The 17,513-nt window shown below is 42.2% G+C and carries 16 protein-coding genes; 4 read left to right on the plus strand and 12 right to left on the minus strand.

The window, feature by feature from the left end; translation table 11 throughout:
* Positions 1-343 precede the first annotated feature (343 nt).
* The 3 genes from ACMX3D_RS18335 to ACMX3D_RS18345 form a co-directional block, all read right to left on the minus strand.
* A complete protein-coding gene (locus tag ACMX3D_RS18335; RefSeq protein ID WP_482747307.1) occupies positions 344-967 on the minus strand; it encodes a cytochrome c oxidase subunit 3 in 624 nt (207 codons plus the stop codon).
* Positions 968-1,038: 71 nt separating this feature from the next.
* Complete coding sequence (gene ctaD, locus ACMX3D_RS18340; protein ID WP_482747308.1) at positions 1,039-2,799, minus strand: cytochrome c oxidase subunit I; 1,761 nt, start codon at positions 2,797-2,799, stop codon at positions 1,039-1,041.
* Between the two features lie 122 nt (positions 2,800-2,921).
* Positions 2,922-4,004 carry a cytochrome c oxidase subunit II gene (locus ACMX3D_RS18345; protein WP_482747309.1) on the minus strand — a complete coding sequence of 361 codons (1,083 nt, stop codon included), beginning with the start codon at positions 4,002-4,004 and terminating at the stop codon, positions 2,922-2,924.
* A gap of 406 nt (positions 4,005-4,410) precedes the next feature.
* Here ACMX3D_RS18345 and ACMX3D_RS18350 point away from each other — a divergent pair, with 406 nt between their 5' ends.
* Positions 4,411-5,385 (plus strand): COX15/CtaA family protein, encoded by a 975-nt coding sequence (locus ACMX3D_RS18350; RefSeq protein ID WP_482747310.1) that lies wholly within the window; start codon positions 4,411-4,413, stop codon positions 5,383-5,385.
* 291 nt (positions 5,386-5,676) lie between these two features.
* Positions 5,677-6,630, plus strand: a complete 954-nt coding sequence (locus tag ACMX3D_RS18355) for a heme o synthase (RefSeq protein WP_482747311.1) — start codon at positions 5,677-5,679, stop codon at positions 6,628-6,630.
* Between the two features lie 88 nt (positions 6,631-6,718).
* Here ACMX3D_RS18355 and ACMX3D_RS18360 read toward each other — a convergent pair whose 3' ends face one another.
* The 4 genes from ACMX3D_RS18360 to ACMX3D_RS18375 all read right to left on the minus strand — a co-directional run bounded on the left by ACMX3D_RS18360 (position 6,719) and on the right by ACMX3D_RS18375 (position 9,074).
* Positions 6,719-7,054 carry a type II toxin-antitoxin system RelE/ParE family toxin gene (locus ACMX3D_RS18360; RefSeq protein ID WP_482747312.1) on the minus strand — a complete coding sequence of 112 codons (336 nt, stop codon included), beginning with the start codon at positions 7,052-7,054 and terminating at the stop codon, positions 6,719-6,721.
* Entirely contained in the window at positions 7,038-7,325 is a 288-nt protein-coding gene (locus tag ACMX3D_RS18365) for a type II toxin-antitoxin system Phd/YefM family antitoxin (RefSeq protein ID WP_482747313.1), read from the minus strand. The genes ACMX3D_RS18360 and ACMX3D_RS18365 overlap by 17 nt, the downstream gene beginning before the upstream one ends.
* A gap of 253 nt (positions 7,326-7,578) precedes the next feature.
* Positions 7,579-8,454, minus strand: coding sequence for a CPBP family intramembrane glutamic endopeptidase (locus ACMX3D_RS18370; RefSeq protein ID WP_482747314.1), 876 nt, complete (start codon positions 8,452-8,454; stop codon positions 7,579-7,581).
* A 185-nt stretch (positions 8,455-8,639) separates the two neighbouring features.
* Positions 8,640-9,074, minus strand: a complete 435-nt coding sequence (locus ACMX3D_RS18375; RefSeq protein ID WP_096583771.1) for an AbrB family transcriptional regulator — start codon at positions 9,072-9,074, stop codon at positions 8,640-8,642.
* 1,423 nt (positions 9,075-10,497) lie between these two features.
* On the opposite strand from ACMX3D_RS18375, the gene ACMX3D_RS18380 reads away from it, so the two are divergent.
* On the plus strand, positions 10,498-11,499 hold the full coding sequence (locus tag ACMX3D_RS18380) for a succinate dehydrogenase/fumarate reductase iron-sulfur subunit (protein WP_482752377.1): 1,002 nt from the start codon (positions 10,498-10,500) through the stop codon (positions 11,497-11,499).
* 53 nt (positions 11,500-11,552) lie between these two features.
* Here ACMX3D_RS18380 and ACMX3D_RS18385 read toward each other — a convergent pair whose 3' ends face one another.
* The 4 genes from ACMX3D_RS18385 to psbX all read right to left on the minus strand — a co-directional run bounded on the left by ACMX3D_RS18385 (position 11,553) and on the right by psbX (position 14,102).
* Positions 11,553-12,080 (minus strand): TolB family protein, encoded by a 528-nt coding sequence (locus ACMX3D_RS18385; protein WP_482747315.1) that lies wholly within the window; start codon positions 12,078-12,080, stop codon positions 11,553-11,555.
* A gap of 117 nt (positions 12,081-12,197) precedes the next feature.
* Complete coding sequence (locus ACMX3D_RS18390) at positions 12,198-12,758, minus strand: TolB family protein (RefSeq protein WP_482747316.1); 561 nt, start codon at positions 12,756-12,758, stop codon at positions 12,198-12,200.
* A gap of 51 nt (positions 12,759-12,809) precedes the next feature.
* Positions 12,810-13,727 (minus strand): Ycf66 family protein, encoded by a 918-nt coding sequence (locus ACMX3D_RS18395; protein ID WP_482747317.1) that lies wholly within the window; start codon positions 13,725-13,727, stop codon positions 12,810-12,812.
* A gap of 255 nt (positions 13,728-13,982) precedes the next feature.
* Positions 13,983-14,102 carry a photosystem II reaction center protein PsbX gene (psbX, locus tag ACMX3D_RS18400; protein WP_482747318.1) on the minus strand — a complete coding sequence of 40 codons (120 nt, stop codon included), beginning with the start codon at positions 14,100-14,102 and terminating at the stop codon, positions 13,983-13,985.
* A gap of 399 nt (positions 14,103-14,501) precedes the next feature.
* Between psbX and ACMX3D_RS18405 the strand changes: the two genes are divergently transcribed.
* Entirely contained in the window at positions 14,502-14,795 is a 294-nt protein-coding gene (locus ACMX3D_RS18405; protein WP_482747319.1) for a YggT family protein, read from the plus strand.
* A gap of 983 nt (positions 14,796-15,778) precedes the next feature.
* On the opposite strand, the gene accC is transcribed toward ACMX3D_RS18405, so the two are convergent.
* Positions 15,779-17,122, minus strand: a complete 1,344-nt coding sequence (gene accC / locus ACMX3D_RS18410) for an acetyl-CoA carboxylase biotin carboxylase subunit (RefSeq protein WP_482747320.1) — start codon at positions 17,120-17,122, stop codon at positions 15,779-15,781.
* Between the last annotated feature and the right edge of the window lie 391 nt (positions 17,123-17,513).

The following is a 17,513-nucleotide window of genomic DNA, read 5'->3' on the forward strand; positions in this document are numbered from 1 at the left end:
GACAAAGTGCTGAGTGCTGAGTGCTGAGTATGGAGTATTAAATACTTCCCCTACTTCTCTGCACCCTTATTCCCTTGTGGTCTTAATGATCAGTAGGTTCTTGTAAAAGTATTTATGTGCGAGCTTTTCTTTGCGTCTTTGCGCGAGACAAAAAAAGATTTATGCAAGAGACTCGATGAGTTGTAATCACAAGGAACAATGAAAATACCTCTTCCTGTTCCCTGTTCCCTATTTTTAAGGCAGGTCTAGTCTTTCACCGGACAATACCATATAAAAAAACCCCCTTAGGGGGTTTAATTTTAAGTTATTCGCGTGGAGTGAACAACTCATTAATAATTAATACCTACAGTAGATAAAGTAATCCGAACAAAATTATCCAAATTACGTCTACAAAGTGCCAGTAGATTTCCGCAGCTTCAATACCGAAGTGATGTTCACTACTGTAGTGACCTTTAACGCGCGATCGCCACAATACTGCCAAAATCGCTAAAACGCCGATAGTAACGTGCAATCCGTGGAAACCAGTTAAAACATAAAACGCACTAGCAAATAAATTGGTAGTTAAACCAAACTCTAAATGGGTATATTCATATACCTGACCTACCAAGAAAATTATCCCCATTGCAGCGGTGATTGCTAACCAAATCCGCGCACCCCGCGCATCATTCTTTTTAATGGCAGTATCGGCATTGTGCATTACGAAACTGCTGGCAATCAGATTGACAGTGTTGACACCTGGAAGCAATAATTCCAACTCTGGCGTACCTGCGGGAGGCCACACAGGTAAAGTCGAACGGAAAGCCAGATAGGCTCCAAACAAGCCCATAAAAATCATCCCTTCAGCCACCAAGAAGACAAACAAGCCAAACAAACGATGGTCTGGATGTTCTTCGTGATGATCAACTGTGGCTGCACTGTGATGATGATTTTGTTCGGTTTTAGCTGGGTCAATGGTTTGACTTTGCATGAATCTTTTGAAGTATGAAGGATGAAGTGTGAAGTATGAAAGATTAAGTCTGAAGTAGGAAAACTTCATTCTTAATCTTTAGTTCCTGAGACGCGCTGTTCGAGGTCAGACTCGATTGTCGGATATGGCTCATCAGGATCGGCACGTAGCACTGAGTTGGGGCCAGCAGATAATACAGGATTAGCATCGGATAACGGTACACCTTCCTCAGCTCTTTCTAAGCCGTAGTCGTAAGGGCCTGTAGCTAATACTGGGAAGCCATTAAAATTTTCAATTGCTGGTGGCGAGGTTGTCATCCACTCTAAGGTGAGCGCCCGCCAAGGATTATTACCTGCCTTCTCGCCGTACATCCAACTCCAAATCACATTAATGATGAATGGAAATGTGGAAATAGCAAGTAGATAAGCGCCATAGGTGCAGATTTCATTCAGCAACGTAAATTTCGGATCGTACTGCGCGACGCGGCGGTTCATGCCCATCATGCCCAGCTTGTGCATGGGTAAGAAGGCCATATTCAGACCAACAATTGTTAAGGCAAAGTGAACCTTACCCCAAGTTTCGTTGATCATTCGTCCCGTCATTTTCGGGAACCAGTGGTATAGTCCGGCAAAAATTCCCAACACGCTACCACCAAACAAAACGTAGTGGAGGTGTGCCACGACAAAATAAGTATCGTGAACGTGGATATCAAAGGGTACGGCTGCCAACATTACACCACTGATACCGCCAATTACGAATGTACCGACAAAACCAATGGCAAACAGCATGGCAGTGTTGAGTTGGATTTTGCCACCCCACATAGTTGCCAACCAGCTGAAAATTTTGATCCCCGTTGGTACGGCAATGATCATCGTTGTGATCATAAAGAACATCCGCAACCAACCGGGAATACCACTGGTAAACATGTGGTGCGCCCAAACTATCAATCCCAAAAAGCTAATTGCTAGGGAAGAATAAGCGATCGCTTTATAGCCGAAAATTGGTTTACGAGAATGTACTGGAATAATCTCTGAAATTGCCCCAAAGAAAGGCAAAATCATGATGTACACCGCTGGATGCGAGTAAAACCAAAACATGTGCTGGTAAACGACGGGATCGCCGCCACCAGTCGGGTTAAAAAATGTTGTGCCTGCGATTAAGTCAAAAGCCAGCAAAATCAAACCTGCGGCTAAAACTGGGGTTGATACCAACACCAGTGCAGAAGTTGCAAACATCGCCCAACAAAACAAAGGCATTTGATGCACTCCCATCCCTGGAGTCCGCATCTTCAATAAGGTGACAAGGAAGTTTATCGCCCCCAAAATCGACGACGTACCCAGCAACAGCACACTCATAATCCAAATCCCTTGACCGACTTGGCCTGTCACCAAGCTCAAAGGAGGATAGGAAGTCCAACCTGCATCTGGTGCATCGCCTACGGCTAAACTGGCGACCAGCAATAAACCACCAGGCGGAACCATCCAAAAAGCAACGGCATTCAATCTGGGGAATGCCATATCCTTAGCCCCAATCATCAAGGGAATCAAATAGTTAGCAAACCCCGCACCCATTGGCACAATCCACAAGAAAATCATGATTGTGGCGTGTAGTGTAAACAGGCTGTTATAGACTTCTGGGCTAACAAAATCTACTTCAGGAGTGCGTAATTCTGTGCGTACTAAGTCAGCTAAAACACCGCCGATGCAGTAAAAAATGAATGAGGTGACGATATATTGAATCCCGATCACCTTATGGTCTGTGTTGAAGCTAAAGTAATCTCGCCATTTTCTCGCTCCTGGCTCATCAATCCGAACCGAGATATTGGCAGTTTCTTGTATTTGCGCTTGTGTCATAGGAGTTAGTCAATGGTCAATTGTCAATGGTGAGTCAGTGCGTTGGGCGGGTTTCCCGACTTGTAGCAACTGGCGAACCCGAAGGGTCAAGGGTCAATGGACTTTTGACTCTTGACTCTTGACTACTTGTGAATCTGATGTAAGATTTCTGGCTGAATTCCCATGTCCTTAGTATAAGGAGCGAGAAATTCATCTGGGGTTAGGTTTGCTGGGTTCACAGCAACGGCTTTATTCAAGGTTTCATGACTTGCAACCAGCTGTTCCTGCATCCACTTGTCAAAATTTTCTTGAGTTTCCACAACTACTTGGCTTCTCATCGCACCGTGGTAAGGGCCGCAAAGTTCAGCGCAAATAAGAGCATAATCACCAACTTTCTTGGGTGTGAAGCGAATTTCGCTTTGTCTACCGGGGATCGCATCTTGTTTCAAGCGGAACTCTGGAACCCAAAAGGCATGGATGACATCGTTAGCGGTCATACTGATTTGCACTTCCCGACCGATGGGAACGTGCAGTTCACCTGTGGTTACGCCTATTTCAGGATAAGTAAATAGCCAAGCATATTGCAGACCTGTGACATTGACCACTAAGCTGGGCGGTTTACCTGCCTTGTCAGGACTAGCGCCAATAGTTGGAGCAACACTGCCAACCCCAGGAGCATTTTGCTTTTGGGGAATCTGATCTGCATTGCGGACTGCGGCGGTGGCTGGGTCTTGCATCGCCTCATCAGATTTTTCTTGATTGAGGTTAGGTGCAGTGCTGCCAGGAGTATCACTCAAGGTTGCGGCAATCGCCGCTCCTGGCATATTCATTGAACTTTGATTTATCGGCGCTTCGTGAACAGCATGGGGATCGAAACCACCGATGTCGTTATAAACTTCAAAGCTATAGACAGAAATACCGATCACAATAATGGCTGGGATCGCCGTCCAGAGGATTTCTAGAGGTACATTACCTTCAACTGGTGGCCCGTCTCCATTATCACCAGCACGCCGACGGTATTTAAATACAGAGTAGATTAAAACACCTTCAACAATCAAAAATATACCTACAGAAACGGTCATCATCGAGTTAAATAAACCATCAACTAAGACGGCTTCATCTGAGGCTGCTGTCGGCAACAGACCGTGATTTTGACCGTACCAAAGACTGACTAACGTTAGTACGATGCCAATCAGTAATGTCCAGATAGAACTTGGAATTTTCACGGCTTACTTAGAATTAATTGACTACGTTTTTTAAACGCTGCTCACTTACTAAGGTAGTCTAGGCTATTAAACATAAAGCCCAATGGTCTGAAATTTTTATTAATTTTTTCAACCACTTTACTATTTCTGAGTACAAGAGACTTATTAGATACTGCCAAGGATAGATGCTAGTGACAGGTAAAATTTAAGAAAAAATTTAGGTTAGGAAATTATTTCGCAATTATCAACTTTGCACATCTTGAAAAATACTTAAAGCTTCAGACAAAAACCATCTGAAGTGTTTAAAAGTAATAAGTGAAACCCCATCTCTAAACCAAGCTGTATACGCTAGGGTGGAGATGGGTTGGTACGAAAAAATTAAAAATTTTAAGAGAGCTACTACCAAGATCGGCAGAAGGAATCGTTCATGAACGAATTTGTCCTAAAACAACAAAATGATACGGCAGTTGAGCAACAAAAGCCTAAAGAAATGATTCGTCGCTTGGTGTGGAGAATGTGTATAGCCACGTTAATTTTAATGGCTATAGGCTCTGCCACCCGTGTAATGAATGCCGGACTTGCTTGCCCAGACTGGCCGTTATGCTACGGGGAACTAGTACCAGCCAAACAAATGAATCTCCAAGTATTTTTGGAGTGGTTTCACCGATTAGATGCAGGCTTGATTGGTGTGAGCGCGATCGCACTTTCTGGTTTATCTTGGTGGCACCGTCGTTCTTTGCCTGTCTGGTTGCCTTGGGCTGCTACCTTTGCCTTGTTTTTAATTGTGTTTCAAGGCATCTTGGGCGGACTCACCGTTACCGAACTGCTGCGGTTTGATATCGTTACCGCTCACTTGGGAACAGCACTTTTGTTTTTCACCACCCTACTAGTTGTCGGTACGGCTTTAGCTCCCTATCAAGGCACTGGCAATGTGGGTAAGTTGCCTTGGGTGGGTTTAGCGGCGGCTGTATTCGTGTATTTGCAAAGTTTACTTGGCGCTGTAGTTGGCTCTCGCTGGGCGCTGCACCAATGCTTTGGTACGTCTGAACTTTGCACTGTGATGTACAGCCATATTTTTGGTTTAGTACCGCCAACAGTAGCAACTTTAGCAGTAGTTTTAATTTCCTGGCGCACACCAGCCCTCCATCCAGCTTTGCGGCGACTGGCAAATATGGCTGGTGGTTTGTTGGTTTTACAAATTGTGTTGGGAATTGCTACTTTTCGTTTGCATCTGCAAGTCGAGCCGCTGACTGTCTCCCACCAAGCAGTAGGTGCAGCGTTGCTGGGGACTTTGGTGGGTTTTACTGTTCTAGCATTGCGTGACTGGGCTGCTAGTCGTGAAATCAACAGTTTGTCTGTGGGCTTCGCCACAAATACACCAGCCAATAGCTCAAATCCCTAAATTACCTTTTTGGGGATAAACTGATGCGATCGCTACGATTATTCATGACTAATGGTGATCGAACATTAGCCATTAGTCATTGAGTAATTAAACCGCATCTCCAGTCAATAGAACTGGTAAAAGTCTACCTATCCTCACCTGTGCCGAAGTTTCTCAACAACTAGCCACTCACTGACGCTTCAAACCGAGAAACAGCAAGCTTCAGGATGCTCACCCAAGTAAAAGCAGTCTGGGCAAAATACTCTACACAACCAGACATCAATTGTTGACAATTAAGGAAATCAAACCAAGATGATTGAGACTAATGTCTCTCGCCACCACGAAACCTTCCTTCAGGTAATTCAAAGCTATTACCAGCTAACTAAACCTCGCATTATTCCTTTGCTATTGATTACCACCGCTGGGAGTATGTGGGTTGCAGCTAAGGGACAAGTAGACCCATTACTGTTATTTGTCACCCTGACTGGTGGTACTTTGGCTGCGGCCAGCGCTCAAACAATTAACTGTATCTATGACAGAGATATTGATTACGAAATGGAACGGACGCGCCATCGTCCGATGCCTTCTGGGAGAGTGCAGCCACGGGATGCACTGATTTTTGCAGCTGTTTTGGCTGTGCTTTCTTTTACCCTACTGGCAGTGTTTGCTAATTTATTGGCAGCTTGTCTAGCATTCTCTGGCATCGTTTTTTATATACTGATTTACACCCATTGGCTGAAGCGTCACAGCACTCAGAATATTGTGATTGGTGGGGCTGCTGGGGCAATTCCAGCGTTGGTAGGTTGGGCAGCTGTCACAAATACCTTAAGCTGGCCTGCATGGTTAATTTTTGCCATTGTCTTTTTGTGGACACCTCCTCATTTCTGGGCTTTGGCGTTGATGATTCGTGATGACTACGCCAAGGTAGGCATACCGATGCTTCCCGTAATTGCTGGTGCAGAAGCCACAGTCAAACAAATTTGGTATTACACACTGATTACAGTCATCGCCACCCTGTTATTGTTTTATCCCTTACACGCCAGCGGTATTATTTATGCTGCGATCGCTGCTGGTTTAGGCGGATTATTTATCCGTAAATCTTGGTGTTTATTGCAACAGCCAGAAGAACGCACTGTAGCCAGAGAAGTCTTTCTCTACTCCATCTCCTACATGATGCTGTTATGTTTAGCTATGGTAATCGATAGTCTGCCAATTACCCATCATTTGGTGAGTACTGTTATTGCCCAGCTACATTTATTTAATTAAGGCAGCAAAATGAAAGCGATCGCACTAGGAGAATGAAGGGTGCGATCGCATTTCGCTATGATTAAACAACATTACTAAATAATCCGCTTTATTCTTTTTCTGACTCAATATCATCTTCTGTCAGATATTTTTGTGCGGTATGTCTGATTCGATAAATATTAACTTCTGTTTCCGAAATACTAAACAGAATTCGGTAGCTGAATCGCTTCGATTTTCCGTAGAACAGTTGGCGAATCTCTATTCCTACCTCCTCGCTTTCGGGAGCAAAAGGACAACGAGCCGGAAAGCTTTCAAGCGAATCAATTGCCTCTATTAGTCCATCGAACCACTTTTCTGCCATCTCTAGATCTCGCTCTCGAATCCAAAGGTATGACCTTTCCGCATCAGCCAGCGCCGACGGAGAGATGCTAACGCGAAATTTCATGCTTTCTTCTTAAACTTTCCAACGCTTCTTTTGCTGGAACCCCTTTTCCTTGCTCGATTTCCTGAATTCCTTGCCTGAGTGCAGCCACGGTTTCGGCATATTCTAAGCGTTCCAAGAGTTTCTGATAAGCTTTAGCATCCTGCACAACAAGTTGAGCTGCACCATTGACTGTAAGTACAATGGGTTTCTCGCTTTCTCCCATCTGCTGGATGTACTGTTTGGTGTTTCGCTGAAATTCCGAGAGTGAGTGAATGTTATTGAGGTCAATCATAGATTCAGCATGAAATTAACAGTTAATTTTATGATCTAAAAATCAGCTTAACATAAATAAAGAAGCGATCGCACTAGTAGAATGAGTGGTGCGATCGCATTTTTCGATATTAAAAAACTACTGAGCATACCATTTCATTAATTCGTAGCAAATTAGCGTTGCAAACACTCTGCGTTACTTTGCACTAATCTCAGCGTCACTTTGCGTTTAAAAGAGTTAATAAGTTTCTTTTGCTATGACTCCTTTTACCTGCTCAATTTCCTAAATTCCTAGATATCAACCAAAGAATCAAGCTAGTTCCCAGAACGCAAAAAACCCCAGCCAACCCAGCTAGGGGTTTTTTGTACTTACCAGTCCACCATTCGGGTACTTTGCCTGTGTAAGTTATGAGTTGGGCTGTATCTATAGTAGCGATCGCCCACACTAAAGCAGCGTGTAATCCCCAAGCTATACCCAAACTACCTTTGTCTGCAATCCTGGCCATGACTAACATCATTCCCATCAGCCACAGCCCTGGTAATTGTGGTAGAGTTTCCTTCTGCTCCCAAACTAAATGCAGCACCGCAAAAATGCAGCTAGAAATTGCTGCTGCTATCCACACTGGATAATCTCTTTCTAATTCAGTTAACAAAAAACCGCGAAAAACTAACTCTTCTATACCACCTACCAACAACGCTACTAATAAAATCGGTAGCAAGATAGATGGTAATAAATTAATTTTAGACTTTTCAAATTCACACCAACCCAGCCCTAATTGCACAGTAAACATCATAGCTAGGCTGAGTAATCCCAAACCAAAACCCAGCCCTAAACCGCCTAGCAAGGAAATATTGACTATTAAGCCATAATCAGCAAAAGACTTTTTACATAACAAAATAACTTCCCAAAGCGCTAAGGGAGCTAATAGATAAAGTGTCACGATGAGCGGTAACTTTTGTTCTGGCTGCAAAGGCTTTGTTGGTTGCCAACGCATAAAAATAGCAGATATTACTGCCAATGGTAACCAGCAAACTACCCAGCTAATAAAAAATGCCATCAAAACAACTGGTACTGATGCATTTTCGAGAAATGACAGTAGGGTGTTGACTGATGGCTGAACAAAATTTGCTAAAACAAATAAAAAAAACACGATAGACTGCTTACACAATAGATTTCTTGGTTTCTCTTCAAGACTCTACTAAAATTTGTGGCTTGAGCAATATGTCTAATCGTATCGTTTTATTAGAACAGAATTCTTAAACAGAGTGATTGGCTGTAATAGTAGGGATAAGTTTTCCAGCATTTACCTGCAACTTCTCCCTACCATCGCCAAATTTATTCTTCCTCGTCTAAGTCTTCATCTACCTCATCCATGTCTTCTGGGGAGATGCCTTTTTTATCACTTTCACCTAGTTGAATCAGGTGAATATGCTTGTATCCTAATCTAATTTCAAATTCATCTCCAGGCTTTAAACCCATTGCCTTGGTGTAAGTTGCACCAATGACAATTTGACCATTTTGATGAACGCTAACCCGATATGTCGGTTCGCGGCCACGGCCATCTTTAGGTGCTTCTGGACTTAAGGGAATTCCTCTAGCCGATAATAAAGCGTCATAAAAATCAGTTAAATTGACGCGCACCTGGTTATTTTTAGTAACAGTGTAATAGCCACACTGCTTTGCTCTTTCTCTTCTAGGTAAATTAGAAAGTTCTTTTACCTTAGCAAGCAGTGCTTTTCCAGTTAATGGTGCAGTTGCAGTTTCTGTCATTACGCTCAAATTATCCTTACTCTCTCCAAACTGATAAACTATGTAGTCTGATGCCAGTATTTAAATTTTGAGTATCCATAAAAAGATGCTCAAAATTTTAGGGGAAGGGTTAAATTGCTACTGATAGAGGAGCCACAAGCGCCTATATTATGCTTGCCTGCAACAGATTAAAGTCAGGGTTGTCACAAGCATTTATCTTGGTGATTTTACGGCACTTTTAACCATGATTCGCCATTGAAAACAAAATGATTTTCTCTTTTGGCGCTACTGTAGCGGTGTAACTTTAAGCCACCTTTACAAATGAGGTTGTTTCTACTCTAAATAAGTAGTAGACCTAAGAAATTGCAGGTTTTCCACTTTCAGAGCTTGCCTTTATTGCTCTTGAGTTGTAGGGTTTTAACCATTCTTCCTCTTAAGCTTAAGACGGCATAGTATTTGAATATGCTCTCTTGAACATACACCTTTTGTCCCAGATATAGAGACATCAAATTTTTTGTCTCTACGTTACGAAAAAACAAAGCAGTGGTAATCGCGCTTATACGACGATTGAGACTGGTTTTGTTACTTCGTAATTTTATATTAAATACTAGCATGGACTAATAATAGCAAAATAATTGTTTAACTTTGAATTTAATTTACAGACAAACTTTTATCTAAATCATTTAGCTTAACGAGGCAATAAGCAGTCAGGATTTTCATTCTGGTTTATTAGCTAACGTGCGTATTGCTGCATCACTTTTATAAAAATTCATCTAAATTTAGATCAGCAGTTTTGAGTGAGTGGCATTCTTTGATGTGGGAAATTGGGAAGGGACAAAAATGCACCAAGGTTTAACCTCCTGGTTTATTCTCACAAGACAAACAACTCTCAGGTATTTTGAGTGTCTGTCTTTGGGAAGAATAAATATATTTCTCATCTGTCAAGTGCTTGATTACCGTGATCAGATGTTTATTATCAGCTTTAACACTTCCATATCAGCAAAAATTAACGTTTAGCAATTATTTCTCTAATTTTTCCAATAAGTAGATTTTAGCTATGAGTCTTGTTGATATAAAGATGTATTAAGCAGATGAAGTGTATTTCAGGGAATATTGTTGTAATTTAGGTAATTAACTTGAGTTGATCTCCAAGAAAAACTCTTTTGTTTTTAACTCATAAACAGGTAAGGTAGACCATAAGCTATGATCGCCTGTTTAGTACTAGGGCTTAGAGCTTAACATAAATCTCGGACACGGTGCTAATACAACTAAAATTTTAATGGTTATCCTGTAACTAGAATCACTGGCTCTTTCCTCATCAGCCTTTTAACACTCGGCGGTTGAATTAAGAGCAACAAGAGTATAGCTCAATTTTCGCACCTACTAGCCTTTACTCATGATTTCTGAGGCTGGTAAAGCAATTTTAAGACTTTGGTTAGTAGCAATGGAAGTTATTTTTAAGATTATTCGGCAGCAACAAAATTCTGCGCCTGTTGTCCAAACTTACTCTCTAGAGGTAGACCCTGGTAATACAATCCTCGATTGTTTAAATCGAATTAAATGGGAGCAAGATGGCACATTAGCATTTCGCAAAAATTGTCGCAATACCATTTGTGGCAGCTGTGCAATGCGCATCAATGGACGTTCGGCTTTAGCTTGTAAAGAAAATGTTGGCAGCGAAATTGCTAGATTACAACAAATACAATCTTTGACAAATACAGCAAATTCAAATCTAGAAATTACGGTTGCCCCTTTGGGTAATATGCCTGTAATTAAAGATTTAGTAGTAGATATGAATAGTTTTTGGGATAACTTAGAGGCAGTCGCGCCTTATGTGAGTACAGCAGCACGTCAAATCCCAGAACGAGAATTTTTACAAACACCGCAAGAGCGATCGCTTCTGGATCAAACTGGTAACTGTATTATGTGCGGTGCTTGTTACTCTGAATGCAATGCCCGTGAAGTGAATCCTGATTTTGTTGGCCCTCATGCTTTAGCCAAGGCCTATCGCATGGTTACAGATTCTCGTGATAGTGACACAGCAAATCGCTTAGAAAATTACAACGAAGGTACTAAAGGAGTGTGGGGTTGCACTCGTTGTTTATATTGTGATTCAGTTTGTCCAATGGAAGTCGCACCTCTAGAACAAATCACCAAAATTAAACAAGAAATTCTCACACACAAACAAAAAACTGATACCCGTTCAATTCGTCACCGCAAAGTTTTAGTCGAGTTAGTCAAAGAAGGCGGTTGGATTGACGAACGCCAATTTGGTTTACAAGTAGTTGGTAATTATTTCCGTGACCTTAGAGGATTACTTAGTCTCGCACCTCTGGGATTAAGAATGCTTGCCAAAGGTAAATTCCCCTTATCTTTTGAACCTTCAGAAGGTACACAACAAGTGCGATCGCTCATTGAATCTGTACAACAAACTAAGCAAGTGTGAAGTATGAAGTCTGAAGGCTGAAATTTCATACTTCACACTTTAGACTTCATACTTTATCTAGGGTCTTGTGGAATATCCAATGGTCGCCCAAAACGGTCATAAACTAAAATATCCCACTGTCCGTTATTACTCGATTCAAATGCAATGCGACTACCATCAGCGCTAATGGTCGGGTTACGAACTTCCGCTTGCAGATTATTAGTTAAATTGCGGGATTGGCGAGTTTCCCGGTCATATAAAAAAATAGCCGATCGCCCCTGACGACTAGCGGCAAATACAACATAACGCCCATCTTGAGAAACGCTAGGGTGAGAGGCGATCGTATCTAAGGCATTTAAACCTGGTAAATCAATTAAATTACGCGTCAGGGTATCAAACATATAAACATCTTGGCTACCCCGGCGATCGCTAGTAAAAACAATATATCTGCCAGAAGTTTGCGGATTTAATTCCGAAGCCAAGCTGTTGAGACTCCGCCCCCCCGGATCAAAGGGATAACTCACCAACCGAGGATAACCAAAACAACCAGTTAGTAAACTACAACAAGCAAATATAGGGATAAAAATAGTGCGGTTTGTCATTAGTCAATGGTCAATAGTCATTGGTCATTTGTCCTTTGTCAAAAAGTAAGATACTAAAGAACAAAATTTCATACTTCACACTTCACACTTCATACTTCATACTTCACACTTCATACTTTAATTAGGCGCTTCTACAGTTGCACCATTAGGAATATCTAATTCAATATTGGGGCCACGGTCTAAAACTTCAATATCCCATTGACCACGACTGGCTGTTTCAAACACAACATAACGTCCATCAGGACTAATACCAGGATTTCGCACCCAGCCACGATAGACAGGAGTCAGAATTTGTGATTGTTGCGTAGCGCGATCGTAAATAGCTACCACTGGTCTACCTTGGTCACTAGTTAAATAAACAATATAACGCCCTGTGTAACTTAAACTAGGACTCTCACTGATTGTCTCTGGTCGGTTTAAACCTGGCGTTCTCACAAATATTTGCTGTTGCAAATCGTACACCAGTAATTGGTGACTGCCATTACGATTTGAAACAAATGCCAAAAACCGACCGTTGCCACTTAACGTCGGTTGTTCTTCTGTGTAGCGACTATTAAGAGAAGTAGGCCCAAGTGGAATCTCACTGGAACCACAAGATACAAGTAAGCTTGTTAATCCAAAAATCAGGCTCCAATGAATCGGTCTTTGGAGCCACAAGGTAGGCGTAAATTTGTTCACCTCAACTGTTATTTTTTACATCGCCTCTAGCTTACATCTATCCCAACAGTTTTAGACATCATCAAAGTTAGTTGAATTATCTGATTCGTCATCAGACTGGTCAATCGGCTTGTATGGGACGTAATCTGCCCGGATGACATCATCATCAACACTCTCTCTGCGAGAAGTTGTCTCAGCAGGCGGACGGCGTTTTCTCGGTCTAGCAGGAACATCATCTTCGCGGCTTTCTGGACGCTGAGTACCGTTGCTACCACGACGAGAAGGTTTTCTCACTTCATCACTGGAACTTTCCCAATCATCAACCTGCCTAGTCGAAGGAGAACCCCAACTTTCTTCGTCGTCATATCTTTCAGTCTGACGGCTTGTGGAACGTGCAGAAGTCCGGCGACGATTTTTATCAGTTGTTTCTGTCCGTTCATTACTAGCGCGGCGACTTGAGCGACGAGGTGGTTGCTCCTCATTGTAGTCATCACGAGATGAGCGTTCATCTCTGCTACCCCGAATTCTGGGACGTGCAGGAGGTTCTTCTTCCTCATAAGGTAGTGGCTCGTATTCGTCTTCTACCTCAGCCTCATAGTCTCTGCGCGATCTCCTATTATATGAATAGTTATCGCTGACTTCTCGTTCTCTATCCACAATGGGAGTATTACGCTTGGCTTGCTGAGTAGCGATACTGCGTAGGCGAATACTTTCCACCGCAAAAAACACCGTTGTACCAACCAAAAGTAACTGACCAAATTGCAGAATCGGGTCTAACCGCCATCCTTGGAAAATAAGAATAAAGCCGCAGAGTAAACCGACAGCAGCAAAAAAGATATCTTGATCTCGTGAAAGTTCTGGGCGTACAGTCCGCATAAAATACAGCGCTGCCCCAGCCACAGCCAGGAAAATTCCTAGAATACTGGCTGAGTTCGTCCCTACATTGACCTGAGCCAGAACACTGGCTGAGTTCAGCCCAAAATTTAGCATTGTTCTTTATCCCAATATCACAATCTATGTTAGCGAGTCACAATTAAAATCACTACTTTAATTAATCACAATATAATTAAGCTTCAAAGCTTCTGGCTCAGAAGGTCTGAAGCTGTTTATTTATCGCAATCCAAAAAATTGATATCTGTCAGCTAAGTATACCCTGTCCTCACAAGGAAGATGGCTGCTGTGAATGCAATTGGGTAAATAGCTGACAGACAATTGGTATCAGAGTCGCACTGACTCACTAAAGGATTAAAAACGTTGGATTTTATCTTTTTGGCTAATGAAAATTAGTGCAACTGTAGCAGGGATAACGACAATCGCTGTACCCCAAACCAGACTCCAAAGAAAATTTGCTAAAGATGGTGTCATTGTTCTCAACCTTTTTTTACACACTTCATCATAATTCTAATAGTGTAGTACTTACTTGAGAAGCCTCTTGGTATGAGCTTTAAAACTAGAGACTAGAGGCTAGGGGCTAGGGATGAATATTTATAGCTCAGTATTTCCTGCAACTAGACACAAATTTTTTTACAAAAATCTCTAAAAATCTTAATATTTAGGGAAAGTGGTGCTTTTGTGTTTCTCGTGAGCAATATTACCGCAATGGTAAAAGTTGTCAGATTTATCTGTGGAGTCAATCTAAAATCCAAAATCCAAAATATAAAATTGGTTGACTGGCATTTGAAATAAAATATGTATAGATCACTTTACAAAGCTTCAAACTTGCTTCTCAGAATTTTCTTTGCTCAAAAATAGTAGCTCAAACCGATGACTGGTGTTAACTTGACCGTTTGGATTCTCGGCCCACTGTTGGGACTGATGACATTTCTATTTATTTTCCGCATTATTCTCACTTGGTATCCGCAAGTGGATTTAAATCGTTTGCCCTTTAATCTCATAGCTTGGCCTACCGAACCATTTTTAGTGCCTTTACGTAAGCTAGTACCACCCATAGGCGGGGTTGATATTACCCCGATTATTTGGGTAGGGATTTTCAGCTTGTTGCGGGAAATTCTCTTAGGTCAGCAAGGGCTGCTGACTATGATGTCTCATGTCAGTTAGGGAATAAGGTATGATGCGATCGCCTAATCATCAATCTTAGAGGAACGGTAGGAAGGGCGATCACCCACAAACCATGAGTGGAAAGACTTTTGGCGCAGCCAGATAATGCTCCCGTTCAGTGGGCGAGGGCGACGACAATCCGTTTAAGCACGTGAGACGCGCTGCCCGCGCTCCGCTGCAACGGTTTCTTAGGCGCGGCTACCGTATAGTTCCTTCGTTCTTTGCCATAACTTACACCAGCCAGCAGTTTGTCCTGAGAGGGGGAAGCCAGCTATCAACCAAGGATTTTCCGTATTTTTCGGCAAATTGCTACCTCGCTTCAATATGCAAGCTCGTATTACAAATCAAGTTTGTCTGAGCCACAGATACTTATTCCGAAAGAACACAATGTATATCAGTTCCCCGAAAGTTGGCACATTGTTCCCACACTCAAAATGCAAAGTTTGTTGATCGTTAATTTCAAACTCCAAATAACAACTACTGCACCAATCTATTTTCATCCTCAAGTGATGTTTTCCTAGCCCAATGTCAAAGCTCAAAGTTTCTCCAGATTTAATTGTTCCGATTGTCTTTTCATCAAGCTCAATTTGGTAGGCACGAAGGGAGTCTTTGTATCCTTTTCCTCTTTTGATCTCGATTCTTGCCAATTGCCACCTCACTATCTACAGTTGAGAAAATAATTCCTGTCACTCACTGATTAAAATAAGGTGCAGACCCTCATGTCAACACACTTTTTGTAAATGGGCGTTTTGACAGCGTTTAGCATAGATTTTCAGCTATTTCTCATTGGCCCATGTACTTAACCGTGGTCGTAAAACTGTCAGTAGTCCCCTTCATTAACCAGGATTTTGTATTTAACGGGATTTACGATTAATCTCAACCAACCTGAGTGCGGTAACAGGAAAGGGACAGGTAGTAAGCTGAAAATAAGATATTTCTCAGCCTTTTACGCCTTACCCTTTACCTTTCTACTTCCTAATTCCTTAAAGTTTCATCTCTTGAATGAAATTGGTGTAAACGTTGCCTTGTAAAAACTGTGGGTTTTCCATAATTCTTTGATGAAACCCAATTGTAGTCGGCAGTCCGGTAATTGCACATTCCCGTAAGGCGCGTTTCATCCTGGTAATGGCAGTGGCGCGGTCTGGCCCCCAAACTATTAGCTTACCGATAAGAGAATCGTAGTAAGGCGGAATTTGGTAATCAGTGTAAACGTGAGAATCAATTCGCACACCAGGGCCACCAGGAGGAAGATAACCGCTGATCCGACCTGGGGCTGGACGGAAATCATGATCTGGGTCTTCAGCGTTGATGCGGCATTCTATGGCATGACCACGCAAGACTACTTGGTCTTGAGTTATTTTCAGTCTTTCGCCTTGAGCCACCCGAATTTGTTCAGCTACTAAATCCACTCCAGTAATCATTTCTGTTACAGGATGCTCTACTTGAATGCGGGTGTTCATTTCCATGAAGTAGAATTTACCAGATTTATCTAAGAGAAACTCAATAGTCCCTGCCCCTGTAAAGTTGATAAACTGAGCAGCTTTAACAGCAGCTTGTCCCATTTTCTCGCGTAGATCAGAATCAAGAGCCGGACTTGGCGCTTCTTCTAGTAATTTTTGGTTGCGGCGTTGAATAGAACAATCTCGTTCACCTAAGTGAATCACATTGCCGTAGTTATCTGCCAAAATTTGAAATTCAATGTGGCGTGGACGTTCAATAAATTTTTCTATATAAACGCCAGAATTACCAAAGGCTGCGCCAGCTTCTCCTTGAGCAGCTAAGAAAAGTTTGACAAATTCATCTTCAGAACGGACTAAACGCATCCCACGTCCACCACCGCCAGCCGTGGCTTTAATCATTACTGGATAACCAATTTCCTTAGCCAGTGCTAATCCTTCTTGCTCAGACTCTACTAAACCATCACTACCAGGTACTGTTGGTACTCCAGCTTTTTGCATGGTTTCTTTGGCTGTAGATTTATCCCCCATCAACCGAATAGCTTCAGGAGTCGGGCCAATAAAAGCAATATGATGATCAGCACAGATTTCCGCAAATTTGGCGTTTTCTGCCAAAAAGCCATAACCTGGATGAATGGCAGTGGCATTACGCGTTAAAGCGGCAGCAATGATATTGGGAATATTTAAATAACTTTTACCACTGGCAGGCTCACCAATACAAACTGCTTCATCAGCAAGTTGAACATGGAGAGCGTTACGATCAACGGTGGAGTGAACCGCAACAGTCGCAATTCCCATTTCTTCACAGGCGCGGAGAATGCGAAGCGCGATTTCTCCTCGGTTAGCAATTAATATTTTGTCAAACTTCATTTTCTAGCTTCGATATTAGTACCAGTAGATCGACATTTTCTCTTATCTAATTTGCAACAGAGCTTTTACTTGGTTGCAAATGACGATCAGAGCTTTCTCAACATCATCCTGAGCAGTCTATATACGCCCTTCGGAGTTCCACGAAGGTAAGGACTGCCAGGGAGCCTCTACGGGTTTTAACCAGACTAACAGCATCACATCTGCTTGTCTTTTGTTAGTTTCCCGAACTAGGCTGTGGTTAGTGCAGAGCATCTTAAAGTAGCTATACCCTAATATCACTTGTGGCGCTATTACATTTCTGTTAGTCTGATATCCGCCTTCGGGAAAGTTGTGAACATGTTCACTTAAATTTTTGGTAAATTTTGCAAAATTAGATATTACCTTACTATAG

Source organism: Anabaena sp. TISTR 8404, from assembly GCF_056847745.1.

What these genes read in the sequence shown, in the direction of transcription:
- ACMX3D_RS18365 (WP_482747313.1), bottom strand. Translation starts at nt 7,325, where the DNA reads ATGATTGACCTCAATAACATTCACTCACTCTCGGAATTTCAGCGAAAC.
- ACMX3D_RS18355 (WP_482747311.1), top strand. Translation starts at nt 5,677, where the DNA reads ATGATTGAGACTAATGTCTCTCGCCACCACGAAACCTTCCTTCAGGTA.
- accC (WP_482747320.1), bottom strand. Translation starts at nt 17,122, where the DNA reads ATGAAGTTTGACAAAATATTAATTGCTAACCGAGGAGAAATCGCGCTT.
- ACMX3D_RS18350 (WP_482747310.1), top strand. Translation starts at nt 4,411, where the DNA reads ATGAACGAATTTGTCCTAAAACAACAAAATGATACGGCAGTTGAGCAA.
- ctaD (WP_482747308.1), bottom strand. Translation starts at nt 2,799, where the DNA reads ATGACACAAGCGCAAATACAAGAAACTGCCAATATCTCGGTTCGGATT.
- ACMX3D_RS18375 (WP_096583771.1), bottom strand. Translation starts at nt 9,074, where the DNA reads ATGACAGAAACTGCAACTGCACCATTAACTGGAAAAGCACTGCTTGCT.
- ACMX3D_RS18385 (WP_482747315.1), bottom strand. Translation starts at nt 12,080, where the DNA reads ATGACAAACCGCACTATTTTTATCCCTATATTTGCTTGTTGTAGTTTA.
- ACMX3D_RS18380 (WP_482752377.1), top strand. Translation starts at nt 10,498, where the DNA reads ATGGAAGTTATTTTTAAGATTATTCGGCAGCAACAAAATTCTGCGCCT.
- psbX (WP_482747318.1), bottom strand. Translation starts at nt 14,102, where the DNA reads ATGACACCATCTTTAGCAAATTTTCTTTGGAGTCTGGTTTGGGGTACA.
- ACMX3D_RS18335 (WP_482747307.1), bottom strand. Translation starts at nt 967, where the DNA reads ATGCAAAGTCAAACCATTGACCCAGCTAAAACCGAACAAAATCATCAT.
- ACMX3D_RS18395 (WP_482747317.1), bottom strand. Translation starts at nt 13,727, where the DNA reads ATGCTAAATTTTGGGCTGAACTCAGCCAGTGTTCTGGCTCAGGTCAAT.
- ACMX3D_RS18360 (WP_482747312.1), bottom strand. Translation starts at nt 7,054, where the DNA reads ATGAAATTTCGCGTTAGCATCTCTCCGTCGGCGCTGGCTGATGCGGAA.
- ACMX3D_RS18405 (WP_482747319.1), top strand. Translation starts at nt 14,502, where the DNA reads ATGACTGGTGTTAACTTGACCGTTTGGATTCTCGGCCCACTGTTGGGA.